Annotated in this window: 21 protein-coding genes and 1 tRNA gene; 10 read left to right on the top strand and 12 right to left on the bottom strand. The window is 67.6% G+C overall.

Going from position 1 to position 24,820, the window contains the following annotated elements:
- Positions 1 to 7 precede the first annotated feature (7 nt).
- The 3 genes from EV653_RS00630 to EV653_RS00615 form a co-directional block, all read right to left on the bottom strand.
- A complete protein-coding gene (locus tag EV653_RS00630) occupies positions 8 to 1,687 on the bottom strand; it encodes a GTPase (RefSeq protein WP_134096898.1) in 1,680 nt (559 codons plus the stop codon).
- Positions 1,684 to 5,721 (bottom strand): AAA family ATPase, encoded by a 4,038-nt coding sequence (locus tag EV653_RS41930; RefSeq protein WP_238159481.1) that lies wholly within the window; start codon positions 5,719 to 5,721, stop codon positions 1,684 to 1,686. Before EV653_RS41930 ends, EV653_RS00630 begins: the two co-directional genes overlap by 4 nt.
- A gap of 90 nt (positions 5,722 to 5,811) precedes the next feature.
- Entirely contained in the window at positions 5,812 to 7,536 is a 1,725-nt protein-coding gene (locus EV653_RS00615) for a PrsW family intramembrane metalloprotease (protein WP_134096896.1), read from the bottom strand.
- A gap of 160 nt (positions 7,537 to 7,696) precedes the next feature.
- Here EV653_RS00615 and EV653_RS00610 point away from each other — a divergent pair.
- From EV653_RS00610 to EV653_RS00600, 3 genes are all read left to right on the top strand, one after another.
- Positions 7,697 to 7,770: transfer RNA gene (locus tag EV653_RS00610), tRNA-Arg, on the top strand.
- A 497-nt stretch (positions 7,771 to 8,267) separates the two neighbouring features.
- Positions 8,268 to 9,056 (top strand): bestrophin-like domain, encoded by a 789-nt coding sequence (locus EV653_RS00605; protein WP_134096894.1) that lies wholly within the window; start codon positions 8,268 to 8,270, stop codon positions 9,054 to 9,056.
- A 541-nt stretch (positions 9,057 to 9,597) separates the two neighbouring features.
- Positions 9,598 to 10,260 (top strand): hypothetical protein, encoded by a 663-nt coding sequence (locus EV653_RS00600; protein ID WP_134096893.1) that lies wholly within the window; start codon positions 9,598 to 9,600, stop codon positions 10,258 to 10,260.
- Between the two features lie 172 nt (positions 10,261 to 10,432).
- Here EV653_RS00600 and EV653_RS00595 read toward each other — a convergent pair whose 3' ends face one another.
- Positions 10,433 to 11,032 (bottom strand): muconolactone Delta-isomerase family protein, encoded by a 600-nt coding sequence (locus EV653_RS00595; RefSeq protein ID WP_134096891.1) that lies wholly within the window; start codon positions 11,030 to 11,032, stop codon positions 10,433 to 10,435.
- A 183-nt stretch (positions 11,033 to 11,215) separates the two neighbouring features.
- Between EV653_RS00595 and EV653_RS00590 the strand changes: the two genes are divergently transcribed.
- Positions 11,216 to 11,800 carry an AAA family ATPase gene (locus EV653_RS00590; protein WP_238159480.1) on the top strand — a complete coding sequence of 195 codons (585 nt, stop codon included), beginning with the start codon at positions 11,216 to 11,218 and terminating at the stop codon, positions 11,798 to 11,800.
- On the opposite strand, the gene EV653_RS00585 is transcribed toward EV653_RS00590, so the two are convergent.
- Complete coding sequence (locus EV653_RS00585) at positions 11,793 to 12,785, bottom strand: hypothetical protein (RefSeq protein ID WP_134096887.1); 993 nt, start codon at positions 12,783 to 12,785, stop codon at positions 11,793 to 11,795. The two genes, EV653_RS00590 and EV653_RS00585, sit on opposite strands and share 8 nt — an antisense overlap.
- 90 nt (positions 12,786 to 12,875) lie before the next feature.
- Between EV653_RS00585 and dnaN the strand changes: the two genes are divergently transcribed.
- The gene (dnaN, locus tag EV653_RS00580) at positions 12,876 to 14,009 is read left to right on the top strand and encodes a DNA polymerase III subunit beta (RefSeq protein WP_134096885.1); all 1,134 of its coding nucleotides are present in this window, start codon (positions 12,876 to 12,878) and stop codon (positions 14,007 to 14,009) included.
- A gap of 85 nt (positions 14,010 to 14,094) precedes the next feature.
- The gene (locus EV653_RS00575; protein ID WP_370356976.1) at positions 14,095 to 15,201 is read left to right on the top strand and encodes an acyltransferase family protein; all 1,107 of its coding nucleotides are present in this window, start codon (positions 14,095 to 14,097) and stop codon (positions 15,199 to 15,201) included.
- Here EV653_RS00575 and EV653_RS00570 read toward each other — a convergent pair.
- Positions 15,183 to 15,950: an alpha/beta fold hydrolase gene (locus EV653_RS00570; protein ID WP_166679253.1), complete on the bottom strand. Its 768-nt coding sequence runs from the start codon at positions 15,948 to 15,950 to the stop codon at positions 15,183 to 15,185. The genes EV653_RS00575 and EV653_RS00570 overlap by 19 nt on opposite strands.
- Positions 15,951 to 16,117: 167 nt before the next feature.
- On the opposite strand from EV653_RS00570, the gene EV653_RS00565 reads away from it, so the two are divergent.
- The 4 genes from EV653_RS00565 (at position 16,118) to EV653_RS00555 (ending at position 19,426) form a co-directional block, all read left to right on the top strand.
- Positions 16,118 to 17,089, top strand: coding sequence for a LysR family transcriptional regulator (locus tag EV653_RS00565; protein WP_134096879.1), 972 nt, complete (start codon positions 16,118 to 16,120; stop codon positions 17,087 to 17,089).
- A 44-nt stretch (positions 17,090 to 17,133) separates the two neighbouring features.
- Positions 17,134 to 18,294, top strand: a complete 1,161-nt coding sequence (locus EV653_RS00560) for an NAD-dependent formate dehydrogenase (protein WP_134096877.1) — start codon at positions 17,134 to 17,136, stop codon at positions 18,292 to 18,294.
- A 105-nt stretch (positions 18,295 to 18,399) separates the two neighbouring features.
- The gene (locus EV653_RS40905; RefSeq protein ID WP_166679252.1) at positions 18,400 to 18,573 is read left to right on the top strand and encodes a hypothetical protein; all 174 of its coding nucleotides are present in this window, start codon (positions 18,400 to 18,402) and stop codon (positions 18,571 to 18,573) included.
- 97 nt (positions 18,574 to 18,670) lie between these two features.
- Positions 18,671 to 19,426 (top strand): GntR family transcriptional regulator, encoded by a 756-nt coding sequence (locus EV653_RS00555; RefSeq protein ID WP_134096875.1) that lies wholly within the window; start codon positions 18,671 to 18,673, stop codon positions 19,424 to 19,426.
- Positions 19,427 to 19,433: 7 nt separating this feature from the next.
- On the opposite strand, the gene EV653_RS00550 is transcribed toward EV653_RS00555, so the two are convergent.
- From EV653_RS00550 to EV653_RS00525, 6 genes are all read right to left on the bottom strand, one after another.
- Positions 19,434 to 19,751, bottom strand: a complete 318-nt coding sequence (locus EV653_RS00550; protein ID WP_134096873.1) for a DUF1048 domain-containing protein — start codon at positions 19,749 to 19,751, stop codon at positions 19,434 to 19,436.
- Position 19,752: 1 nt separating this feature from the next.
- Positions 19,753 to 20,109, bottom strand: a complete 357-nt coding sequence (locus EV653_RS00545; RefSeq protein WP_134096871.1) for a DUF1048 domain-containing protein — start codon at positions 20,107 to 20,109, stop codon at positions 19,753 to 19,755.
- On the bottom strand, positions 20,106 to 20,432 hold the full coding sequence (locus EV653_RS00540) for a PadR family transcriptional regulator (protein WP_134096869.1): 327 nt from the start codon (positions 20,430 to 20,432) through the stop codon (positions 20,106 to 20,108). The genes EV653_RS00545 and EV653_RS00540 overlap by 4 nt, the downstream gene beginning before the upstream one ends.
- Before the next feature lie 134 nt (positions 20,433 to 20,566).
- Complete coding sequence (locus tag EV653_RS00535) at positions 20,567 to 21,115, bottom strand: hypothetical protein (RefSeq protein ID WP_134096867.1); 549 nt, start codon at positions 21,113 to 21,115, stop codon at positions 20,567 to 20,569.
- 2 nt (positions 21,116 to 21,117) lie between these two features.
- The gene (locus EV653_RS00530; RefSeq protein WP_134096864.1) at positions 21,118 to 22,614 is read right to left on the bottom strand and encodes an Nramp family divalent metal transporter; all 1,497 of its coding nucleotides are present in this window, start codon (positions 22,612 to 22,614) and stop codon (positions 21,118 to 21,120) included.
- A gap of 64 nt (positions 22,615 to 22,678) precedes the next feature.
- Positions 22,679 to 24,820, bottom strand: coding sequence for an acetate--CoA ligase family protein (locus EV653_RS00525; RefSeq protein ID WP_134096861.1), 2,142 nt, complete (start codon positions 24,818 to 24,820; stop codon positions 22,679 to 22,681).

Genomic DNA, 24,820 nt, shown 5'->3' with positions numbered 1-24,820 from the left:
TGGGCGCCTAGCCGCGTGCAATGGCGAGGCTGTCGCGGCAGGTCGTGTATGCGGCGAGCTCTTCACGAGCCGGCGCAACTACGTGGCTGTCGGCAACCTTCTCGAGTTCGCTCCGCAGCGCCTTCTCCACCTGACGGGAGCGACGCAGCGCCCCGGTGGTCGCGAACACCCGGCAGACGAGGGAGACCGCCAGGCCCAGGACGGCACCACCGACCAGCATGATCCACGCGTAGGGGATGCCGTTCCACTCCGGCAGCGGCGGGTCGTTCAGATCGGCGATCCGCGCCACCAGCAAGGCGATCAGCCACGCGGCACCGCCGAGCGTGACCAGAAACAGCAGCCATTGCACGATCCGCGCGAAGCTCCACCAGCCCGGATTGTTGGTGACACCAAGGTCCGTCCGCGCGACCGACTGGTCGAGCTCGTCGCCGAGCGACTCCTCGCGCCGCCGGATCGCCGTCCGGACCGAATCCGCCCACGGACGCGACAGCCCATCCGCAGCCTTGTTCGTGATCGTGCGTACGGCGGCATCCATCCGCGCCCGCTGCACCGGTGTTGCCGCAGGCAACGAAGAGCGCGCGATCGCGACCTCGCTCGATGCCGACTTGCGCAACGCCTTGCCCTGCTCGCGCGACACCTGGTCGCCGTGCAACCGGCGCAACGGATCCGGACGGAACCGCTCGAGCCACTTGGTCAACGGCCATCCCGTCGCAGCCCGAGCACGCTGCAGGTAGGAGCGGCGTACTGCGTCGGCAACGACCGACAGCCCGCTCGCGTCCGAGAGCGCGTCGACCAGTTCGGTGACGTCAGCCTCGGCGATCTCGGGCGTCTTCGCGTTGCCGCACTGACTCGCCATCCTGTCCGCGACGCGGTCCACGTCGGCGGAGAGTCGCTCGCGGGCCGAGCGCTTGTTACTGACCCGCTTGACCAGCAGGCCGCGTACCTCTTCCAGACCATCGCCGCTGACGGCCGAGGTCGCGACGACCGACGGCGACCTGAGACCGTCCGACTTGAGCAGCCGGTCCAGGTCTTCCAGGCAGCTCTTCCGCTGCTCCGGCGTCAGCTTGTCGATGTGATTCAGCGCGAACACCATCACCCCGGAATGCGAGGCGAACGGTTTGATGTACCGGTTGTGCAGCGCCGCGTCGGCGTACTTCTGCGGGTCCACCACCCACACGAGCAGGTCGACCAACTCCACGAGCCGGTCGACGATCAGGCGGTGCTCGACCTCGGTCGAGTCGTGGTCGGGAAGGTCCAGCAGGACGAGTCCGTCCAGGTCCTCGGAGTGCGCCTCCTCGAGCGAGCTCCGGTGCTGCACCTGGTGCCGGCGCGGGATACCGAGCCAGCTCAGCACCTCACCGGCCGGCTCGTCGCCCCAGACACAGGCGAGCGGCATCGAGCTTGTGGGCCGACGCGTCCCGATCGCGGCCAGGTCGAGCCCGGTCAGCGCGTTGAACAGCGACGACTTGCCGGAGCCCGTCGCGCCGGCCAGCGCGACGACAGTCAGGTCGCCGGACATGCGCAGGCGTTGTCCGGCCCGGTCGACGATCTGCGTCGCCTCGGTGAGCACCACCGGGTCGAGCCGACCGTCGCCGGCCTTAGCGGCCACCTCGATGGCGTCGATCTTCTTCAGGACATCGGTTTCGCCCCGGACCGGGGTCTCGACCGTATCCACTGTTTCCGTCACGTGCAGTCCTCCACCGCGCGCGCGGCCTCCGTCAGTTGCCTCGCCGTCTCGGCGTCGACCGGATGCTGGTCAAGGACAGCCAGATAGCGGGCGAATTCGGCATCCATCAGTGCATGAACCTTACCGTCAAGGTCCTCGCGTGCCTTGTCCACCATGCCCTGAACTGCCTTGTCGCCGAAAACTGCTTCCAGCAGCCGCTGTCCGACCACCGCGCTGCCCGCGCCGGCGCTCGCCTCGGCGCCCTTGGGGATCCCGGTCTCGCGGGCGAAAACCACCACCATCAGCGAAAGGCCGAGCCCATTGACGCCGTACTCCAGGATGCGCGCCGTCGACTTCTTGGCGCCGCCTTCCTTGCGGATCACGTCGAGGACGAACGCCTGCCACTCGCGGACCGCACGAGCAGCAGCATCCGGGAACGCCGGCGACAGCGCGCCGAGCGAATTCTCGGAGTCTTCCTCGGCGAGCGCCGCGTCACCGGCTGCCAGCAGTTGGCGACCGGGAGCAGTTGCCTGCCAGGCCTTCTCGGCACGCTCCGCGGCGGCTGTCGCGTGCTCACGCAACAGCGACTCCAAGCCGGACTGGATCGCGTCGCTGACGTCACGCGTTTCCGCCGGCTTGTTGCCGAGCGAAGTCTTCAGCCGATCACGCAGCCGGCCTGCGTTGGACTGCAGGCCCTTCAGCAGTTCACCCGTGCCGACGAACTCCTGCCAGCGAGCCAGGACCTCGCCACGCAGCAACGTCCCGTCCTGGCACGCCTTGGCAATGTCCTTCACAGCCTGGTCGTAGGCCGACTCCACCGACGACCGCAGCTCGATCGCGGTATCCGCCTGCGCCTTCACCGCCTCCGCGAACGGTGGCGTCTTCTTCACCATCGCGCTGACCGCGCCCTGCAGCGTACGGCGGACTACGCCCGCACGCGCCTCCGCGTCGGCGGCGAGGTCGACCAGCCAGTCCTTGATCGAGGCAACCGATGTCTGCGGCAGCATTCCGTTGTCATCGACAACGGTCTCCTGGATGGAGAACAGCGGCGAGTCACCGAGTCCGCGCTCGAGCAGCATCTGCGCGAGGTGCCCGGTGATGTCGTCGATCGTCTCGCTCGGAGCCCGGTCGAGCACCACCGCGACCGCAGTACTCCGATCCGACGCGCTCTGCAGGAACTCCCACGGGACAGCGTCGGAGTAGCGCGCCGCCGTGGTGACGAACAGCCAGAGGTCTGCGGCCCCGAGCAGCTGCGTCGCCAAGTCACGGTTCGCCTCGACGACCGAGTCGATGTCCGGCGCGTCCAGGATCGCGAGCCCGCGCGGAACGGTGTCAGCGGCAACCAACCGCAACTGCCCCGCATCCTCCATGCCACCCGGCTCGTCCGCACTCGTCCGTGCCATCCCCGGCAGCACCCGGTCACCCACGAACCAGTCCGCGTCCGCCGGGTGATGAATCAGCACCGGCGACCGGGTAGTGGGCCGCAGCACACCCGGCTCACTCACTACCTTGCCGATCACGGTATTGACCAGCGTCGACTTCCCAGCGCCCGTCGATCCACCAACCACAGCGAGAACCGGTGCCTCCAGCTGTACCAACCGAGGCAACAGGTAGTCATCCAGCTGATCCAGCATCGCCTTCTGCTGCTGCCGAGCCTCGTCAGCCCCCACAACCTCCAGCGGCAACCGACTGCTGGCCAGCACCCCCCGCAACTTCATCAACGCAGTAATCAAAGCCATAGCAGCCTGCTCAGCCGCCAACCGCTCCGCCAACTGCGCCGCAGTCAGCTCCTCTTCCCCCTCATGACCAGCATCACCCTCAGCCGATCCGTCACCACCGTCGGCCGCGCCCTCGGCACCACCGTCAGCCGCACCCTCGGCACCACCATTGGCCGCGCCGTCGGCACCACCGTCTGCTGCGTCAGCGCCACCATCGTCGATCGCCTCAGCGCCCGCACCAACGGCCTGGGAGTCGCCGCCAGCACCACCAGCCGACTCATCAGCCGAACCACCAGCGTCACCATCAACCGCACCAGCAGCCGCGCCGTCAGCAGCCTCGTCCACCGCCTCACCCGCGGCAGCACCATCTACCGCTCCAACGCCGCCATCCCCCGCAGCCTCATCAGAATCGCCGGCACCGTCACCCGCAACCCCATCCGCGGACTCGTCCACACCATCAGACCCGGCACCCTCGCCACCATCTGCGACGGCCTCGCCCGCACCATCCGCAGGCTCCCCAGCCGAGGCATCCGAGGCATCCGAGGCATCGTCCACCGCGGTCTCGTCCGCGGACGGGTCACCGGCGTCACCGGCTCCACCGTCCCCAGCAGCAGCCGCCTCAGCGCTAGCGTCCTCCGCAGCACCGGACTCAGCACCACCATCGCCCGCACCGTCGCCCGCCGACTCGTCCGCACCGTCGCCCGCCGACTCGTCCGCACCCTCGCTCGCCGACTGGTCGGCGTCCTCAGCCGAACTCGACGCAGCTTCCCCGGCGGCGTCATCCGCGGCACCATCTGCCGACCCGCCGTCAGACTCACCCGTCGCCGCGTTCGCCGACTCGCCCTCGGCTCCGTCCGCCTCGCCAGAGGGGTCGTCCGTCGACTCGCCCTCGGTGTCAGACGAGTCGTCCGTGCTCTTGTCTGAGGTCTCGTCGGCCGCGGCAACTGCCGTTTCCGCGCTCGCCTGCTCGTCCGCGCCTCCTGCCGCACTCGATTCGGCCGCCGAGCCGGCGGCGTCATCAGGCACGTCAGAGGCTGCAGCGTCCGGAGCCTCGGACGCCGCATCATCCGCGTCGTCTGGCTCGTGTGCGGTCTCTGCCGACTCGTCCGCGGCTGCATGGGCGCCATGCTCAGCGGCACCGCCGGCGCTCCCGTCAGCGGCAGCATCCGTTGCCTGGCCGTCGCTCAGGGCGAGCTGCTGCTCGCTCGAGGCGGTCTGATCGTCCAGGTCGATGTCAGATTGCGCTTCTGCGGCGTCCTGGGTGGTGTTCTCCGGCTGCTTGGGGAGACCGATGATGATGTTGCCGTACTCGAGGGGAAAGCCGTCAGGCGACTCGTCCGGCTCGTACACGACACCCACCGGCGGCCGCACCTCCTCGGCGTCATGAGGTACGGCGGCACCCTCGGCGTGCGGTGCCGCGTCCGCAGCGCCTTGCACCGCCCTGTCTTCACCGACGTCCGCGGTGCCCACGCCGGTCCGCTCGGTGCCCTCACCGCTCTGTGCGGTGCCTTCGTCCGCCTGTCCAGCGCCCTCGCCGGCCCGCTCGGTGCCGTCATCGCTCTGTGCGGTGCCTTCGTCCGCCTGTCCAGCGCCTTCGCCGGCCCGCGCGATGCGCGCGTCGTTCTGAGCCGTGTCGTCACTGGACTGCTGTGCAGCATCCTCGCCGGCCTGCGCCGGGGCTTCAGCAGCGTCCGTGGTGCCGTCAGCCGCTTGTACGCCGACGTGCTCGGTGGCCCGTGTGTCGGTCGAAGACGACGAGTCGGTCGGCGTGGACGTGTCGTCGGTTGGGGTGGCCTCTGCGGTGGGCGACGGGTCGCTGTCCTCAGACGGCGCGTCGGTCGTCGTACCGGGCTGCTCGGAGTCCGTGGTGGGTCTCTCGGCGGCGTTGTCTGCGGCTTCTGCGGACTTAGCGTCGTTGGAGGTGCTCGCGGCGGGCTCAGTTGACTCGGCGGCTGCTGTCGTCTGGTCAGACGTGGCTGCGCCGTCGTGGGCCGCCGTGTCCTTGGAGTTGGGCGTGGCTTCGCCGTTCTCGGTCACCGTTTGCTTCGAGTCAGGCGTGGCTGCGGTGGCCTGGGTCGGGCTGGCCTTGGAGTCGGGCGTGACTGCACCGTTCGGTGCCTCGACGGCGGACTGGCCGTCGGAGGATTGACTCTCGGGTTGGGGCTGCGTGCCGGGGGCTTCCTGGTCAGCAGCCGGCTTTTTGCGGCGGCGGCGCCAGAAGCCTCGGGGTTTGGGGGTGGACTGGGCGATGAGGTTCGCGAGCTCCTGGGCAGGCTGATCCTGGCTCGGGACCCGCGGTTCCGAACCTTCACCAGCTGCTGACCTGATGTCAGCCACGTTGTCCGCCCACGAGCACAGAGTGCCCGGTCGGACAGCGCAGAAGCAAAGTCATCGTCAGTCCCGTTTGGCGGCGTGGACGGGTGGCAGTCACTGCGGTGGTGGATACGGACCGTATCCTCCCGGCGGTCCTTGCTGACCGGCGGGTCCCGGTGGGTAACCAGGCTGACCTGCTGGGTAACCGGGTTGCCCCGAGGGATACCCCGGCTGGGCGGGCGGATAACCACCCTGCGCCGGTGGGTATGCGCCTTCCCCGGCGCCACCTCCCGGAGCCGCAGGACCCGGCCCACCGGGCCCCTGCCCCGCCCCACCCGGCCCTGCCGGACCAGACCCGACCGGACCACCCGGACCACCCTGCCCGACCGGAGCACCCGGCCCCGACGGACCACCCGGACCCATCGGACCGGCTTGCCCCATGGGCACGCCAGGCCCCATCGGACCACCAGGCCCCGTCGGACCACCAGGCCCCATCGGTCCAGCAGGACCCATCGGCACGCCGGGACCCATTTGCCCCATCGGCATCCCCGGAGCTCCGGGCGGGAAGGCTCCCCCGGCGTACTGCGGAGCTGCCTGTGCGAACGCAGGCATCGGAGGGAAGGGCACGCTCGGCCTCCGCTCCCGCAGCTCGTCCAGCAACTGCTTCTCCGTCTGTAGTGCTTCCGGCCCGATCACCTGGCGCACGATCTTGTCCCGCAGGTAGGCCAGCTCGGTCGCGTTCTGCTGGAACGCCTTCGCGGACGCCTCCGCCTGCGGGCCGTACCGCCGAGCGTTCTGCCGCAGCGCCTTGCGCCCTCGCAGCGTCGCTATCAGTGGCACGTCCTGTGGAACCAGCCATCCGAACCGCACATAGTCATACAGCCGGGAGGCGATCATCTGGCCCTCCCGTGATCGCATCACGAGCGCGAAGACGACCAGGCAGATGAACAGCGGCACCATCAGACACAGGTACGCGACGATGAAGCCCCCGCCACCCGCCCAGCTCGCCGAAGCGTTCCAGGAGGCGTGCGCCAGCACCGCAGCCAGGTACCCGACGACCGGCGCGAGAAAACGGACCACGGTACTTCGGTGGCGTATCGCGACGCCGATCCCGATCGCGGTGAACGACGTGAAGAGCGGATGGGCGAACGGCGAGATCACGCCGCGGATGATGAACAGCGCGAACGCACCGCGCAGACCGGCGTCGCTGCCGGACTCCTCGGAGAGCGTGTTGAAGACGCGGCCGTAGTACAGGATGTTCTCGGTGAAGGCGAAGCCGACGCCGACCATCCCGGCGTATACGAGGCCGTCGATGATGCCGTCGAACTCCTTGCGGCGTACCAGCGCCAGCAGCAGGATCACGGACCCCTTGGCGAACTCCTCCACCGGCGGGGCGACGAAGACCGCGGACCGGTCGCCGCCGACGCCGGTCTCGGCCAGCCGGTGCGACACCTCGGTGTTGATGAAGATCGCGGCCAGCGTGGCGATGAAGGCGCCCCAACAGAGCGCGAAGACGATGTACCTGGTCGGCTCCGGCTCGTAGCGGTCCAGCCAGAGGTAGAGCGCGATGACCGGGATGACCGGCACGAACGCGAAGATCAGACCCCAGGTGAAGCCGCCCGCGCCGGTCGACTTGGCCACGATGCCGAAGATCACCAGACCCGCGATCGCGAAGACCACCGCGATCACGATGCCGATCAGGACGCCCTGGTTTCGGCGCTGGCCGGGGACCGGATGGCTGCCGAGAACGTTCGGCTGCGGGTACGGTCCGCCGGGCGAGTACGCCGACCCCGCCGCGGGTTGCGGCGTACCTGCCGGGCCTGGTGAGGGGTGACTCATGCCCCGAAGCCTAGTTGGGGTGCCGATCAACCGGCAGAACCACCCACTCAGCGTTACCGGGATGGAACGACAACCCTGTACTTCGCTCCCGCTCGAGCCGCGCCGATCAGGAACCCGGAGGCGGGATCACCCCCCGATCTGAGAGACTCTTCCCTGCCACGCGCCCGTAGCTCAGCTGGATAGAGCGTCGGACTTCTAATCCGTTGGTCGCAGGTTCGAATCCTGCCGGGCGCGCAATCTGTGACCAGGGCACATGCTCGAACCGGCATCTGCCCTGGTTCGTCTGTGGGTCAAGTTTTGGGTGCCGGCCGTCGTAGGCAGCCGAAGGGCAAGATCACCGTCAGCGCCCTGATCGAGAAGTGGTTCGCCGCCGCCGAACTCGAGGACTCCACGCACGAGCCAAACGAAGGCTCAACAGGAAGTACATAGTGCCGGCGTTCGGCTCGATCCAGTTCGCGAAGCTCGGCCCAGAGCACCTCGACACGTTCTACTCACGGCTCCGCAAGTGCAGGCATCTCTACGACAAGCGGCGCCGCCAAGAACCACGTCTGCGCACCGCTGGCACCGAGCAGCGCTCGACAGATCCGCGCCGTGCTGACGGGTGCCAGCCAGCGCGGAGTGCGCTGGACGACCGTCGAGAGGTTATCCGGCTCGGAGGATGTCGCGGCGTACGCGCCGGGGCGACAATCAAGCCCACGTGTCCGGCGACGCTGCCTTGTTTGGGGGTTTAGATGTTTTTCGCCCTTTCCAGCCTGGTGCTTGGTGTCGTTCTGTTGGTGATCGTGCTGGGATCGTGCGCTATCGGTGTGCTGGTCGGGCGTTGGTTGCACGGTCGCCACGAGACGTGGCGCGAGCCGATCGGAGTCGTGCAGGGGGCGTTGCTGGGGTTCGTGGCGCTCATCCTCGCCTTCGGATTGACGATGGCGGTGGGTCGGTACGAGACCCGGCGGGTCGAACTGGTGACGGAGACGAACGCGATCGGCACCACCTACCTCCGGGCGCAGACGTTGTCGGAGCCCGTCCGGAGCCAGTCGCTGGAGTTGCTGAAGAACTACACCGACGGGGAGATCCGTTTGTCGACCACCCGGCCGGGCTCCGCCGAGGCACGGCGCGTCGTGGCGGACGGCGGGGCCATCCAGCGTCAACTGTGGACGCTCGCCGCCGACTCACTGCGGGAGGCCCCCGACGCCAGCGCTCCACGTCTGTACGTCGACAGCCTGAACTCGATGTTCGACAGCCAGACCTCACGTGTCGCAGCACTCGGCAACCGTGTGCCTACAACGGTCCTGGTCCTCGAGGTGGTCGGCGCATCGGTGGCGTTGGGACTGCTTGGCCTCTACCTCACCGTGCTCGGCCGTGGCCTGCTCCCCATCATGCTCGCCGCCGTGTTCGTCTCGCTCCTGCTGCTGGTCACCTTCGACCTCGACCGGCCGACCCGTGGCCTCATCACGGTCCCGGACACCCCACTGGTGGAACTGCGGGCGTCGATGAACTTGCCGCCGGCGGCCGGCGGCGGCTAGGTGCGCTATGTCGGTGTCTCGCCGGTCGGGAATGTCGATGTGAGGATTGAGTTCCCCCTCGACTGCGCTGACCTGGACCACATGACCAGGTTCTGCGGGACGCCGTCGGGTTCGTCGTGGTTGGCGTTAGCGAAGGCCGGTACGTCTCGCTGCGTGGGCACGTTCACGTCTCCCCTCGGGGCGGGTCTGGGAGGTTCGGAGCGGGACCGGTTCGCTCGGTCGAGATTGCGGGCGGCTCCCAGAGCCGACCTCGTCGGCGGCCTGGCGGGGCTGCCTCATGCCGATCGACGTACGGCCGGCCCGCCGGCGCCCGTACTTCCACGCGAACCAGGTCGACCGCCGGCCCGGTATCGGCCGCACACGACCTCAGCGCGGTCGATGCTGTGGGAGCCAGCCGCCCCCAAACGAGCGACTCCCGCCCCCTGGCCGATCCTGCTCGAGCCAGGAAGCGGAGGCCATCGGTGCTCCTCCGAACGCGCCGACCCAGACCCTACGATGCACTCGGCCGTGCGGTGGCGGTCGTCGAGAGGAACCGAGTGAGATGAGCACCCAACTTCCCGTAGTGACCGCCCGATTCTGGCGGAACCGGCGGTCGGCGGCGATCGCCGGGATCGTCTTCGGCGTGCTGCTCCTCGCGTCCCTGACGATGACGCGGATTGCGCTGTCCGAGGACAGCCTTCAATCACTCGAATCTGATGCACAGCGACGCACCCTGATCCGGCTCAGTCTTCACCTGGTGCCGTTCGCGGGCATCGCCTTCTTGTGGTTCATCGGCGTGATTCGCGACCAGCTGGGCAGTGTCGAGGACCGCCTGTTCTCCACGGTGTTCCTAGGCAGCGGTCTACTCTTCCTGGCGATGCTGTTCGTAGGCGCAGTCACCACGACCAGCATGATGGAGATGCTCGCGGGAGCCAACGTCAACCCCGATGTCTGGGCCTTCGGTCGCGGCAGCACGCAGACACTCATCTCGGTCTATGCCATGCGGATGGCTGCGGTATTCACCCTCTCGGTCAGCACAGTCGGGCTTCGCACGGCCGCCGTTCCCCGGTGGGTCGCGATCCTCGGCTACCTCGTCGCCCTGGTACTGCTATTGGCGGCCGGTGAACACCGATGGACTCAGCTCCTCTTCCCCGCCTGGGTCCTGCTGCTCAGCGTGGTCATCCTTGTCACCCGCCCGCCGATCCGTGACGGCAGCATCGGATAAGAGACCACGGAAATGCGCCGAACTGCGCCGTGATCTTCCCCGCGAGGCTCGTTCGCCGGCTTCTTGGCTCTCGTGAGGACACTCGAGAGCGGGCGCGGGCGGCCAACGGGAGGCCGCATGCGCGCGTCCGCGGCGCGCGCCGAAGGTGCGCGGCGCGCCACTTCCCCGCGGATCAGGCTGCTGCGTGGGCCGGATCGCTCGGGTGGACGGTGAGCGGGATGGTGTCGGTCTCGAGCCAGTCCGCGAGGGGAAGCGACGTCAGGATCCTCGTCATCTCCTCAGGGCTGTCGGCCTGCCAGAGGCCCAGGGAACGGCCGTCGTCGCGCTTCCAGAGGCGGACGAGCTTGCCCTCGGCGGCCAGTCGGCGGGTGTTCGTTGCCTCTCTGGCGATCTTCTCGTCGACGAGCGCGGCCGGAGCGCCTTCCGGGACCGTCAGTTTGAAGATCGTGAAGTACTCCGTCGCGCCGGCGTCGAGCGGAGTCGGCGATGCCGGGTCGTTCGGGTGTGGTTCGAGAGGCATGACGTCGTCGTGGCGCCAGATCCGGAGCGGCATGGAGGACAGGACCTCTTCCAGCTGATCGGCGTCGTTCGCCTCGAAGAGGCCGAACGTGCGCCACTCCCCGGGTTGAAGCGGCGGCCGCCACAGCCGAAGCAGCTGGCCGGCCGCGGCGAGCTCGCGCGAGTGAGCCGCCTCCCGGGCGCGTACCTCGTCGACCTCCGCCTCCATGACCCCATCCGGTACCTGCGTGGTCATCGTGACCAGGAACTGCATCTCGCCCTCCCGATGCTCAGCCTGCCGCTCAGCCTGCTGCGGTCAACAGGATCGCACCGACGGAGATTCCCTCAGCGAGTTCCTAAGCACTTCTCAGTCTTCTCACGGACCGGTGGTGTGAGCTGGTTCGTCCTATCTGTACTGACAGGTGACGGAAGGGCCGGTGTGGTGGCTTCGGGAGTTGTGGGTGTCCTTCAGACGACGAACGGGTTGCGGGACCTGCGGTACGCCGCGGACGCCTTGGTAATCCTGGCGGGCATTCCGGGTGCCGGTAAGACCACTCTGCTCCGGAGGCTCTACCCGGTCGGCGCGGACCACGGCGGCGTACGCGTATTCGACTCGGAGCGCCTGCGTGCGCGATGGATGCCGGTCCTGGGGCGGGTGCCGTATGCCTGGTGGCGTCCGTTGCTGCACCTGGAGTACTACGTGCGTGTGTTGACGGCGATGCGTCGAGGCGGAGGCCCGCTCGTCGTCCATGACTGTGCAACAAGGCCTTGGGTGCGCCGTCTGCTTGGCTGGCGCGCCCGCCGGGCCGGACTGCCCTTGCACCTCATCCTCCTCGACGTACCAGGCGATGTGGCCCGCTCAGGCCAATGGGCGCGCGGCCGCGTCGTACGGTCCAGCAGTATGGCCACGCACTGCCAAAGGTGGCCCGAGCTAGTTGCACGGGCCGCTGAGGATCCGGGGTACGTCGTACCTGGCGCTCTGTCGGCCCACGTACTCACGCGAGCTCAGGCCAACGGGTTGGAGCGCATCAGCTTCAGCTGAGGCGCAGGCGGGTCAGAGTGCCCTCGTCGCCTGACGTCGTCCAGATGCTGTCGTACGCGATCAGCAGGCTGCCTGCGGTGATCTGCTGGCCGTCCGGTGCGACCTGTTCGACAGCCTGGCCGGTCGACGGATCCAGCCGGGTGATGGTGCCGTTGCCGGCGCGTAGCCAGACAGCGTCGGGCGTGGCGACCAGATCGCCGCCCAGACCGGCACCGAGGCTGGGGTACTTCGCCTTGACACTTAGATCCCGCGACATCCGCACCAGGCCGTCGCCGGTGTCGACCCAGATGTCGGACCCGCTGACCGCCGCTAGCCGCGGAGCCGGCAACGTCGTACGCGCGATCACGGACCCGTTGGTGGCATCCAAGGCGATCACTGCGTTCTCTGTCGCCGAGGTTGCTACGACCAGATCCTCCGCAGCAGCCACCTGGAGACCTCGGACGCCGAGCGGGTACTTCGTCACTCGCCCGGTTTCATGGTCGACAAGACTCACGTCGGATCCGCTCAGCACCCACAGACCGCGTACGGTCGACGGCAGCGCCAGTTGGTCGAATACCTTGCCCACTGCGATCCGCCGTACGATCCGCCTGTTTGCTGGATCGATCTTGACGACGTCTGTCCCTTTGTCGGTCGTCGCGCACGCCCACACGGACGTCTGGTCGGTCCCGATGCCCTGGCAGTAGTCGTTCGGGTCCGAGTTCGTGTCGAGTTTGAGTACGCCGGAGACTCGATTCGTTGCTGGATCGATCCGTACGACGCGACCGTCATCGGTCTTCACCCAGAGCGCTCCACCTGCCGCGGTGAGCCCGTCTGCGTTCTCGATCGGGATGACGCTCTGGAGACGCGCGGAGTACGCCGCCGTCCGCGCAGGACTGACCGAGACGGTGGCCGGTCCGGCCGGCGCCGGATCCGTCCCGCCCGAACATCCACCGACAACGAGAAGGAGCCCCCACCCCAGTGAGGACACCCGAAGAGCAGCGCCCATGGGACCAGCATGGACCCCGAGGTCGTGCCTGGACAGGAATTGTCGGTGGCTGCTGATTGAGTCGTACTTCGAGATGGGGAGGAGTGCGGCATGAAGGTGCGAGTCGGGCGTGAGGTGCTGGCGGAGGCGGTTGGATGGGTGGCGCGTGGGTTGCCCAGTCGGCCGAGTGTGCCGATCCTGGCCGGGATGGTCGTCGAGGCGGCCGACGGACAGCTGACGTTGTCCGGGTTCGACTACGAGAGTTCGGCGCGGGTGAGTGTGCCGGCGGAGGTGGCCGACGAGGGACGGGTGCTGGTGTCCGGGCGGCTGCTGTCGGACATCTGCCGGAGCATGCCCCGCGACTCGGTGGATCTGAGCGGCGAGGCCGCTCGGGTTCAGGTGAGTAGCGGTGCGGCTCGGTTCGTGCTGCACACGCTGCCGCTCGATGAGTATCCGCCGCTGCCGGAGATTCCTCAGCCGAGTGGAGTGGTCGACGGGGACGTGTTCGCACGGGCCGTCTCGCAGGTGGTGAGCGCGGCGGGCCGGGATGACACGCTGCCGGTATTCACCGGGATCCGGCTCGAGATCCGTGGCTCGACGATCTCCTTGCTCGCCACCGACCGGTATCGCTTAGCTCTGCGGTCGTTCCCGTGGCAGCCGGTCGACGCCGGAGTCGAGGCCAACGCGCTGGTCCCGGCGAAGCTGCTCGCCGATATGGCGAAGGCGATGACCGGCCATGAGCTGACGCTTGCGCTCGGTTCGACCCGCACAGGGGACGGGTTGATCGGGTTCGAGGGCGGCGGTCGGCATGCGACCAGCCGGCTGATCGACGGCGAGTTCCCGAAGGTCCGCAGTCTGATCCCGGTGGAGAACGCGATCACGAGCACGGTGACTGTCGATACCGGTGCACTGGTCGAGGCGGTCAAGCGGGTCGCGTTGGTGGCCGAGCGGTCGGCGCCGATCCGGATCACGTTCGCCGATGGTCTGGCAACGCTTGATGCCGGCAACGGTGAGGAGGCCCAGGCGTCGGAGTCCGTCGAGGTCACACTGACCGGCGAGCCCGTGGTGACCGGTTTCAACGCCGGCTACCTGCTGGACGGGCTCGGCTCGCTCGGTACGCCGATCGCACACTTCGCCTTCACCCAGACAACCAAGCCGGCCAACCTGACCGGCCTCCGCGCTCCGGACGAGACGCCCACGTCGGACTCCGCCTACATCCTGATGCCCATGCGCCTGCCGACCTGATGTTGCCGCAGGCCCCGAGTCATCCGTAGGTCGGACGAGTGAATCGTGCCGTGGGCTGACGCTTGCGATCGTCCGTTGCGATGGAGTGGAGCCGGAAGCGCGACGCGACGGAAGGGTGGCTGTGGAAGGCTCACGGGGACGGCTGCACGAAGTTGACTTGTTGCGGATCTTCGCTGCGTTCTCGGTGATGGCGTACCACTACCTCTTCTCCTCGTACGCCGATGGCACGTCCGCGATGCATTTCCAGCACGTGGACGTCGTCGCGCGGTACGGGTATCTCGGCGTGGATCTGTTCTTCACGATCAGCGGTTTCGTCGTGCTGCTCAGCGCGTGGGATCGCAGCCCGCGCTCGTTCGTCGTCTCGCGCGCGGTTCGGCTGTACCCGGCGTACTGGATCGCGGTCAGCCTCACGGCGTTCGTGTCCGTTGCCTTCAGCCAAGGACGGTTCCCGGTCTCGCTTCCGCAGTACCTCGCCAACCTGACGATGTTCAACTCGCTGCCGAACATCCGGAACGTCGACGTCGTCTACTGGACGCTGTGGGCCGAGGTCAGGTTCTACGCGATGATCCTGGTCCTGACCTGGATCGGCATCACCGCGCGCCGGGTGACGATCTTCCTCTGGGCCTGGCTGGCAGCGACGCTCGTCTTCCAAACCGGACTGTTGCCGCACGCAACCGACCTCGTGCTCAACACCCAGTTCTCGCACTACTTCATCGCCGGTATGGCGCTCTGCCTGATCCACCGGCACGGCGCCACGCGACAGACCCTCGCCATCGTCGCGGTCGCGCTCGGCAACGCGCTCTACCGCGGCATCGGGTTCGCGGACCGGGTCGGCATCCGCTACCACACCGAGATCCACCGGACCGTCGTCGTCGCGATCATCATCGCGATCTTCGCGGTCATGCTGGCCGTCGCGCTGAAGCTGACGCACCACCTCGGCCGACCGTGGTTCGCCGTCCTCGGCGCGCTCACCTACCCGCTCTACCTCGTGCACGCGCACATCGGCTTCATCGTCTTCGAGCGCCTCGGCGACCAGGTGAACCACGTCGTCCTGGTCGCCGCCACGATGCTGCTGATGATCGGCATTGCGGCCGCACTGCACTATGGCGTCGAGCGACCGCTCGCGCCGCGCCTCAAACACCTACTGGACCGGGTCCTCCCGGGCCGACCGGTTCACGCGCTCAGGAAGTAGCCCGTCAGCACCCGCGCCATCGTCTCCGGCGGCAGGGTGTGGAACGTCCCGTCGTGTCCCTCCAGCGTCCCGTGCGGAAGCGCCTCAGCCGCCTGGCGAGCCGCCTCCTTCAGCCAGTCCGGACTGGCATTGCTGTACATCGCCAGCGTCGGTACGTCGACCGACGCCAGCAGTTCACGCGGTACGGCGCTGTCGCCCATCTGCAGCCCGTCGTACACCAGGGTGTGCGCGATCGCCTCCATACCGGCCCACATCGGCGTCTGCCGTATCTGGTCGACCACCTCCTTCGGCTGGCCGACTGCCTCGACCATGAACAGCTCAGCCGCCCCACCCGGGTTCCCGGCGTCGACGAACTCCTGCAGCCGCTCGATGTAGCGGTCCGGCGCCTGCGGTGCTCCGTCGACCCGGAACGGCGGCTCCAGCATCGCCTGCTTCTCGAACGGCAGCCCGGCCTGCAGCAGCACCATCGACCCGGACGAGTAGGCGCAGGCGTACTGCGCACCGGTCGCCGAGCGGATCGCGTCCAGGTCCTCCCACTCACGCTCCACGGCGTACGGCAGGGTGTCGCCGGAGTCACCGCGACCACGCCGGTCGTAGTTCACCACGGTGAATGCCGACGACAGCGCCTTGGCGTCGTCGACGTACCGCGAGCGCTCGGTGAAGCCGCCCGCGACGAGTACCAGGACCGGCCCGCTGCCGTACGTGTCGTACGCGAGTTCGGTGCCGTCCTTCGAAACCACCTTCTGCATCACAGCTCCTTCGCCAGAGAAATCTCTGCCCATCCGTCGAACGGATCCACGCCGAAAGGACACCCTGTGATCCACATCACAGCATGCCGAGATCTTCCGGGCGACGGCGCACCTCACTACAGTTGGATTATGTATACAGGCGACTGCACACCATCCCGGGTTCGTTGATGCTGCTCCGCCAGCTGGAGTACCTCGTCGCCCTCGCCCGCGAGAAGCATTTCGCGCGGGCGGCGCAAGCCTGTTACGTCTCCCAGCCGTCGCTGTCCGCGGCGATCCGCAAGCTCGAACAGGAGCTCGACGTACCCATCGTGCGTCGCGGCCGGCGGTTCGAGGGCCTGACGCCCGAGGGCGAGCGGGTGCTGCTCTGGGCGCAGCGCATCCTCTCCGAGCAGGACGCCCTCCGGCACGAGTTGTCGGTGCTGCGCGGCGGCCTCAACGGCACCCTCCGGCTCGGCGCGATCCCGACGGCGATGCCGGTGGTTTCGTTGCTCACGACACCTTTCTGCGAACGGCACACCAACGCTCGGGTGTCCCTCGAATCGCTCTCGTCGCGCGATATCACGCAGAAGCTCGCCGAGTTCGATCTCGATGTCGCGATGACGTACCTCGACGACGACACGCTCGGCCAGGTGCGGAAGACTCCGCTGTACGAGGAGCGCTACCTGCTGCTGACTCCGACCCATTCGAAGCTCGCCGATCAACCGCTCGCCACGTGGGCGGAGGTCGCCGAACTGCCGCTCTGCCTGCTCTCCCCGGAGATGCGCAACCGCCGGATCATGAACGGCTATTTCACCGACGACGGCGTAACCGCAACGCCGGCCATCGAGAGCGACACACTGTCCGGGCTGTACAGCCATCTGCACGGCAGTCACTGGTCGACCGTGATCTCGCACGCCTGGTTGCACATGTTCGGCGTACCGGACGGGATGCGCGTCGTACCGCTGAAGGGGCCGGCACACGGACCGCGGGTCGGTCTGGTGATCGCGGCACGCAGTCCGGAGCCGGTTCTGGCGCGGGCGTTGCTCGACGTCGCGCGGCAGGCCGGCGTACACAAAGCCCTCGACGATCTCCTCGACGTACATCTGATGGATTCCGGCTATCGCGACATAGCGAGCAAGTCTTTGACCGTCGGACCGTGACACCGCGATGGTGGAAATCCCTTCAGAACAAGGAGATTCCCATCATGGCGAAGATTGTCTGTGTCCTGTACGACGACCCGGCGGCCGGCTATCCGACGTCGTACGCGCGGGACGGCATCCCGACCATCGACGGCTACCCCGGCGGTCAGACCGCCCCTTCGCCGAAGGCGATCGACTTCACGCCGGGCGCGCTGCTCGGCAGCGTGTCCGGTGAGCTCGGGCTGCGCGAATTCCTCGAGAGCCAGGGACACACGTTGGTCGTCACGTCCGACAAGGAGGGCGCCGACTCGGTACTCGATCGCGAGCTGCCGGACGCCGATGTGGTGATCTCGCAACCGTTCTGGCCGGCGTACCTGACCGCCGAGCGGATCGCGAACGCGCCCAAGCTGAAACTCGCGATCACCGCCGGCATCGGCTCGGACCACGTCGACCTGGATGCGGCGATCGAGCACGGCATGACCGTTGCCGAGGTCACCTATTCGAACAGCATCAGCGTCGCCGAGCACGTGGTGATGATGATCCTCGGCCTCGTCCGCAACTACATCCCGGCATACCAAACGGTATTGGATGGCGGCTGGAACATCGCGGATTGCGTGGCGCGCTCGTACGACCTCGAAGGCATGCACGTCGGTACGGTCGCGGCCGGCCGGATCGGGACCGCAGTACTGCGTCGGCTGGCACCGTTCGACGTGAAGCTGCACTACACCGACCGGCACCGTCTGCCGGAATCGGTCGAACGGGAGCTCGGGCTGACCTTCCACCCGAGCACGGCCGACATGGTGCCGCACTGCGACGTCGTGACGATCAACGCGCCGCTGCACCCCGAGACCGAGGGGCTGTTCGGCGACAAGCTGCTCGGGACGATGAAGCGCGGCTCGTACCTGATCAACACCGCACGGGCTCGCATCACCGACCCCGACGCGATTGTCCGTGCCCTGGAGAGCGGACAGCTGGCCGGGTACGCCGGTGACGTCTGGTACCCGCAGCCCGCGCCGGCCGATCACCCGTGGCGGACGATGCCGCACCACGGGATGACGCCGCACATCTCCGGCTCGTCGCTGTCCGCCCAGACCCGGTACGCCGCGGGCACCCGGGAGATTCTGGAGTCCTGGCTTGCCGGTACGCCGATCCGCGACGAGTACCTGATCGTCGACGGCGGGCAGCTGGCCGGGGCCGGAGCGCACTCGTACTCGACCCGGGTGTAAGCGGGATCACGCCGTACGTAAGCCGGATCACGTGAGACGCGGGCATAACCGATCAGCCCACCTGGTTGAATGTATACAGAAGCCAGAATTCAAGGAAGGGTTGACATGATCTTTACACGTAGGTTCGGCGCTCTGGCGGCTCGCCCGCAGTTCCCGGATGCCCCGGAGCTGCAGCAGGAGCTGAACACCCCGGTCGACCTGGACGCGGAACTCGCGCAGCTGACCGCCGACGGCGCCGCCCGGGAGGACCGGCGGCGCGCCGACGAGTCGGCCGCCTGAGGCTGAGGCCGGCCGCCTGAGGCAGCGTCTATATGGCAGGCCATGGCACTTGGTAGACTGTCTACCAAGTGCCGTGCTGTTTTCGGGAAGGGACCTCATGACGACGATCAGCGCAGGGCCAGGGGCCGGTGCCGAACCGGCCGGAGTGCGGCACGTCAAGCGACCGACGCCGCTGCGGGAGTCGGTGTACGAGGCCCTGACCGAGATGATCATCGACGGCACCCTCGAGCGCGGCCGCCACCTGGTCGAGGTCGAGCTGGCGGGCATGCTGGGCGTGTCCCGGCAACCGGTCCGCGAGGCCTTGCAGCGGCTGAACAACGAGGGCTGGGTGGATCTGCGTCCCGGTTTCGGCGCGATGGTGCATGTGCCCGCCGAGGACGAGGTCGACCAGCTCCTTGCCGCCCGCGCGGCGCTGGAGTCCGAGTCGGCTCGCCTGGCCGCCCGGCACGCCACGAAGGACGACGTCGCCCGGTTGCGCGAGCTCTGCAAGGTCGGCACGGCGTACCAGGAGTCCGGCGACATCGACGGCACCGTCCGCACCAACGGCGAACTCCACAGCCTCATCACCGAGATGTCCGGCAACCGCTTCTTGGTCGACTTCGCCGCCCAGGTGGACCGCCGGGTCCGGTGGTACTACACGCCGGTCGCCCCGGTCCGCGGCGCAGCCTCCTGGCGCGAGCACAACCGCCTGGTGAAGGCCATCAGCGAAGGCGACGAAGACAAAGCCGCTCAAATCATGCGAGAGCACACCGAACACACCCGCAAGGCCTACCACGACCTCCAAGCCGGCGCCGCCCCCGCCGAAACCCCCGACCCGGAACCAGCTCCCCGCCGCCGTCGCCGTACCAACTGACGACGAGCTACTTCTCGGTCTTCTTGGTGATCGACTCCTGGTAGATCTCGGCGTAGGTGCGGGAGTCTTTGATGAGGTCGTCACAGAAGGCGGCGACGTCCGGGCCGATCAGTTCGAGGACACCCTTGCCGGCGGCGACGCCTTCTTCGAAGAAGTCGACGATTCCGGACAGCAGGTTGCCCTCGGTCAGGTCGGTCGGGCCGACCTTGATCAAGTACTTCTGGATCTCTTTGTAGACGATCTGGTAGTCCGGCGGGAGCGCCTTGATTCTTGCCAGGTGCGCTCGCCATTGCTTCTTGCCTTCGATGATGTCTTGGATGCCCACGTCAGTCTCCTAGCCGGCCCAGTTTTCTTGCGACGTTGCGGTTCAACTGCTCGCGCCAGCGGTCGCGATAGCTGCGAGCGCCCTCCCCGCCGGCCAGCGCCGCGCAGAAGCCGGCGATGTCGTCACCCAGTACGTCGTCGATGCTCTGCCCATCGGCTGCGGTTTCCTCGAGCAGCCCCAATGCCCCGTCGAGGATCGGCATCAGGTTGCGACCGGTGAAACCCGAGTACGGCGACAGGTGGGCCTTGATCTGCTCCCACGCGGCCCGATAGTCGGCCGGCAATGCCGCGGCCCGAACCTCGAACGCCTGGTACTCCCTGGTGAGGTCGTTGCCGGTGATCGTGTCCCAGAAACTCATCTCCCACCCTCCTTGAGTTTGTCGATGCGCGATGAGAGGTACTCCCACTTCGCCCAGAACTTCCCGAGCTCGGCACGCCCCGCGTCGTTGAGCGAATAGAACTTGCGCGGCGGACCCATTCCCGACGGCCTTTTCGTCACCTGAACCAGCCCGTTGCGCTCCAGCCGCAGCAGGATCGTGTAGACGGTCCCCTCGATGACATCGGCGAACCCGAGCTCATTCAGCTGACGCGTGATGACGTAGCCATAGGTCTCCTCGCGGCCGATGATCTCGAGCACACAACCCTCCAGCGTGCCCTTCAACATCTCCGTCAGGTCATCCATCGCGAGCCGGTCCTCTCAGTACTCCGTATCACCGAGTACCACTATACGGTATCACCGAGTACCGCTCCAAGAAGGCGTCAAACCGAGCAGCCGCCCGCAAACCCCCGAGAGGGTTGCGGGCGGCTGGCGGGGAATCAGGCGGTGCGCTTGTTGCGGACGCGCCCGCGGCCGGTGGCGGCTTTGCGGGCCTGGAGGGTGGCGGCCAGGTGGGCGTAGGCCTCGACAGTTCGACGTGCGTAGAGGTTGTGCTCGAGGATGCGCGGCCACCACAGCCGGCCGAGCTGTTCGTGCATCCAGAGGAAGCCGATCGCGAACCCCATGCTCACCAGCGCCCGGAACGCGAGGAACTTCCCCACCTCCGGCGGCAGCCCCGGCGTACCGGTGACCACCCATGCAGTCACGATCGCATGCACCAACAGCGACACCGGGAACGCGACCGCCCAATAGACCGCCGCCGGCGCGAACACCCCGGCGGGGACTTTGCCCAACGCAACGAGTGCGGCGTACCCGGCGCCGAACAGGACCAGTGGTACGCCGAGACCGAGCCCGGTCACCACCGCCCAGCCGACGGGCTGGCCGACGAAGCCGGCCAGCCCTCCAGCCATCAGCCCGGCTGCGGCGCCGACCGCCGCCGCCGGGACGGCGAACTCCGCCAACTGCTTCAGCTCGGCTCTGTGAGTCATGGTCAACCCACTGCCACGCCGAAGCGGAACAGGCAGTAGAACAGCATGCCGAGATAGAAGACGGCCCCGAACCCGATGATCACGTTCCGCACCGGACCGGGCCGGATCTTCTTGGGCAGCAGCATGTTGTTGGTCAGCAGCAACACGATGCAGTACGCGCCCATCGCGAATGTGGACAGGAACGCGAGCGTGTCCAGGATCCCGGCCGGGCCGTCGGCCGGACCGAACAGCAGGATCAGGATGCCGAACAGGATCACGCCCCACAGGAACCCGGCGTACAGACGAGACATCGAGAACCGTTTGGCGCCCGGCACGAAGTAGTACGTCATGTCCGCCTGACCGCGGGAGAACGAGTCGAACAGACCGAGGGTCGCGTTCAGACCGATCAGCGCGATGAAGGCGAAGAACAACGTGCCGAGGATCGGTGAGCCGGCGGAGGCGAACGCGTCGGACATCGCCTTCAGCGCGGCCTCCCGGTCACCGCCCTCGATCAGCTCCGCCACGTTCGGGTTCTCCCGGGCCGCCGACATGGCCAGCACGGTGAACGAGATCGTGACCAGCATCGTGATACCCCAGAAGAGCAGGATCGCGTCGAACGTGACCCACTTGCGCCAGCCCTTCCACTTCTCCATCTCGGCCGGGTCCTCGGTGTCGAACATGAACCCGCGCGACGGCATCGACTCCGCCTCGCCCGCGGCCCGCAGGCCCCGGATCTTCGGGATGTGCGCACCCATGCCGGCACCGCTGTCGCGCAGTTGCAGCGTGTACCACATCTGCTGCATGCCGGACGGGCCCGCGAACGCGATCGAACCGACCACGACAGGGAACCAGGCCGACGTCATCGCGTCGTGCGGGAAGTACCCGAACGCGAACATGCCGGACAGCGTCCGGCCCAGATCGTCCCAGTTGCCGACGATCGCCGCGATCACCGACGTACCCACGACCAGCAGGCCGATCAGCAGACCGAGCAGTTTCTCGAGGAAGTTGTAGATCACCGACAACAGACTGAACAGCACACCGACGAACACCAGAGCCACGCACGCGGTGACCTGCCAGGGTATGCCGGTGATCTCCTCGAAGGCGGCCGCGCCGGCGGACAGATGGCCCGGCCACATGTAGATCAGGATCGCCGCCGCGTAGAAGAACCACATCAGCGGTTTGAAGATCCGGGCCGCGCCGAAGAAGATGCTCTCCCCGGTGGCCATCGCGTACCGCGCCATCTCCAGCAGCACGAACGCCTGCAGCGTGACACCGACCATGAACAACCAGCGGATGTCCGGCCCGAACACCAGGACGAGCCGGGGCCACATGTACGACTCCCCCATCCCCACCCCCAGTGCGACCAGGAAGACGGTCGGACCGAGGATGTGCATGGAGGGTGGTGCGTCCGGAAGTTTCCGGATCGGCATGGGTTCGAGCCGGCCGGCCTTCCAGACCTTCTCGGTGACAACGGCCGCCGGCTCTTCGGGAACTTCTGAGGTCTTGCTCGTGACGTCCAAGGCGGTCTCCTTAGATTGACGCCAACTAGCGGAATGAACGCTCCCCCGCGACTCCTTCCTCCAATCAGCCGAGCGGCCCTGCGTTACGGGCCCAGCGGTATTTCGCACCGAGGACCTGGACGGGGGTCTCGGTGGTGTACGGGTAGGCGACCACACCGTGGTCGAACAGGTACTGCGACGCTTCCTCGACCTCGACGTCGCCGGACAGTGAGGCCACCACCGGCTTGTCGATGCCTTTGGCCCGGAATTCCTCGACCACCTCGGCGACCAGCTTCGCGAACACCATCGGCGGCGTCACGATCGTGTGCCAGTAGCCCAGGATCAGGGCGTGGATGCGCTCGTCGGACAGGCCGAGCGCGACGGTGTTGCGGTACGTCGACGGCGGCTCGCCACCCGTGATGTCCACAGGGTTTCCGGCGGCACCGAACGGCGGGATGAACTTGCGGAACGCCGCGTCCAGATCGGCCGGGATGTCCATCAGCGTGAGCCCGTTGTCGACACAGGCGTCCGACAGCAGTACGCCGGAACCGCCCGCGCCGGTGATGATGACGACGTTCTCGCCCTTCGGCGTCGGCAGCAGCGGGATCCCGCGGGCGTACTGGAGCATCTCGTTCAGCCCGGGCGCCCGCACCACCCCGCTCTGGCCCAGGATGTCGTCGTACACCTTGTCGTCGCCGGCCAGGGCGCCGGTGTGCGAGCTGGCCGCCCGCGCGCCCATGGACGTCCGGCCGGCCTTCAGCACGACGACCGGCTTCTTCTTGGACACCCGGGCCGCCGTCTCGGCGAACGCCCGGCCGTCCTTCAGGTCCTCAAGATGCATGGCGATCAGGTTGGTGTTGTCATCGCTCTCGAAGAAGGTCAGGAGGTCATCCTCGTCGATGTCGGCCTTGTTGCCTACCCCAACGATCGCCGAGACTCCCATCCGGCTGGACCGGCTGAAGCCGAGGATCGCCATCCCGATCCCGCCCGACTGCGACGACAGGGCAACGGATCCGCGGACGTCGTACGGCGTACAGAACGTCGCGCACAGACTCTCGGGCAGATAGTAGTAGCCGTAGATGTTCGGTCCGAGAATTCGGACATTGTGTTCACGGGCGATCGCGACGACCTCGTCCTGGAGCTCCTGCTCACCGGTCTCGGCGAACCCGGACGGGATCAGGATCGCGCCCGCGACCCCCTTCTGCCCGCACTGCTCGAGCGCCCCGGCGACGAACTTGGCCGGTACGGCGAACACCGCGACATCCACGTCACCCGGTACGTCGAGGATCGACGGGAACGCCTTCAGCGCGAGAACCTCGCCGCCCTTCGGGTTGACCGGGTAGATGTCCCCGGCGTACCCGCCGTTGACCAGGTTCTTCATCACCGAGTTGCCGATCTTGCCGTCCTCGTTGGACGCCCCGATCACGGCCACCGCGCGCGGCCGCATGATCCGCGTCATCGCGGTCAGGATCTCCTCCTGGCTGAACCGCTCGACCGGCTTGCCGGCCTCGGCGTCGACGATGATCCGGAAGTCCACCGCGGTGGCGCCGTCGGGCCCGGCCAGCACCGGGTTGAGATCCACCTCGGCGAACTGCGGGAAGTCCGTGACGAGGTCCGACAGCCGCTTGATCAGCTCCCCGACGGCCTCCTTGTCGACCGGCTGCGCACCGCGAACACCCTCGAGCATCTCGTGCGCGCCGATCCCGTCGACCATCGCCCGCGCTTCGCCGGCCGTCAGCGGAGCAAGCCGGAAGGTCACGTCCTTCAGCACCTCGACGAGTACGCCGCCCAACCCGAAGGCGACCACCTTGCCGAACGTCGGGTCGGTGACCGCGCCGACGATGACCTCCTGCACGTCACCGCCGGTGACCAGCATCTTCTGGACCTGTACGCCGGTGATCGCCGCGTCGGCCCGGTAGGCGCGCGCATTGGCGAGGATCTTGTCGAACGCATCCCGCGCCGCGTCCGCGCTGTCCACGCCGACCACCACACCGCCGGCCTCGGTCTTGTGCAAGATGTCCGGCGAGACGATCTTCAGTACGACGGGGAACCCGATCTCGGCGGCGAGACCGGCGGCTCCCTCGGCAGTCGTGGCCAGTCCCTCGCCCGGCGTCGGGATGCCGTACGCGTCGGCGACCTGCTTGGCCTCGGGCGCGCTCAGCGACGTACGGCCGTCCGCCAGAGCCTGGTCGAGGATGGCCCGGACTGCTGCCTTGTCATAGGTCAT

It is taken from the genome of Kribbella pratensis, assembly GCF_004365355.1.
In the GTDB taxonomy this organism is placed as follows: domain Bacteria; phylum Actinomycetota; class Actinomycetes; order Propionibacteriales; family Kribbellaceae; genus Kribbella.
This window is presented reverse-complemented; position numbering and strand designations above follow the sequence as displayed.

What these genes read in the sequence shown, in the direction of transcription:
- EV653_RS00555 (WP_134096875.1), top strand. Translation starts at nt 18,671, where the DNA reads ATGACGACGATCAGCGCAGGGCCAGGGGCCGGTGCCGAACCGGCCGGA.
- EV653_RS00565 (WP_134096879.1), top strand. Translation starts at nt 16,118, where the DNA reads ATGCTGCTCCGCCAGCTGGAGTACCTCGTCGCCCTCGCCCGCGAGAAG.
- EV653_RS00570 (WP_166679253.1), bottom strand. Translation starts at nt 15,950, where the DNA reads ATGCAGAAGGTGGTTTCGAAGGACGGCACCGAACTCGCGTACGACACG.
- EV653_RS00585 (WP_134096887.1), bottom strand. Translation starts at nt 12,785, where the DNA reads ATGGGCGCTGCTCTTCGGGTGTCCTCACTGGGGTGGGGGCTCCTTCTC.
- EV653_RS40905 (WP_166679252.1), top strand. Translation starts at nt 18,400, where the DNA reads ATGATCTTTACACGTAGGTTCGGCGCTCTGGCGGCTCGCCCGCAGTTC.
- EV653_RS00605 (WP_134096894.1), top strand. Translation starts at nt 8,268, where the DNA reads ATGTTTTTCGCCCTTTCCAGCCTGGTGCTTGGTGTCGTTCTGTTGGTG.
- EV653_RS00600 (WP_134096893.1), top strand. Translation starts at nt 9,598, where the DNA reads ATGAGCACCCAACTTCCCGTAGTGACCGCCCGATTCTGGCGGAACCGG.
- EV653_RS00615 (WP_134096896.1), bottom strand. Translation starts at nt 7,536, where the DNA reads ATGAGTCACCCCTCACCAGGCCCGGCAGGTACGCCGCAACCCGCGGCG.
- EV653_RS00525 (WP_134096861.1), bottom strand. Translation starts at nt 24,820, where the DNA reads ATGACCTATGACAAGGCAGCAGTCCGGGCCATCCTCGACCAGGCTCTG.
- EV653_RS00595 (WP_134096891.1), bottom strand. Translation starts at nt 11,032, where the DNA reads ATGCAGTTCCTGGTCACGATGACCACGCAGGTACCGGATGGGGTCATG.
- EV653_RS00545 (WP_134096871.1), bottom strand. Translation starts at nt 20,109, where the DNA reads ATGAGTTTCTGGGACACGATCACCGGCAACGACCTCACCAGGGAGTAC.
- EV653_RS00540 (WP_134096869.1), bottom strand. Translation starts at nt 20,432, where the DNA reads ATGGATGACCTGACGGAGATGTTGAAGGGCACGCTGGAGGGTTGTGTG.
- EV653_RS00560 (WP_134096877.1), top strand. Translation starts at nt 17,134, where the DNA reads ATGGCGAAGATTGTCTGTGTCCTGTACGACGACCCGGCGGCCGGCTAT.
- EV653_RS00535 (WP_134096867.1), bottom strand. Translation starts at nt 21,115, where the DNA reads ATGACTCACAGAGCCGAGCTGAAGCAGTTGGCGGAGTTCGCCGTCCCG.
- dnaN (WP_134096885.1), top strand. Translation starts at nt 12,876, where the DNA reads ATGAAGGTGCGAGTCGGGCGTGAGGTGCTGGCGGAGGCGGTTGGATGG.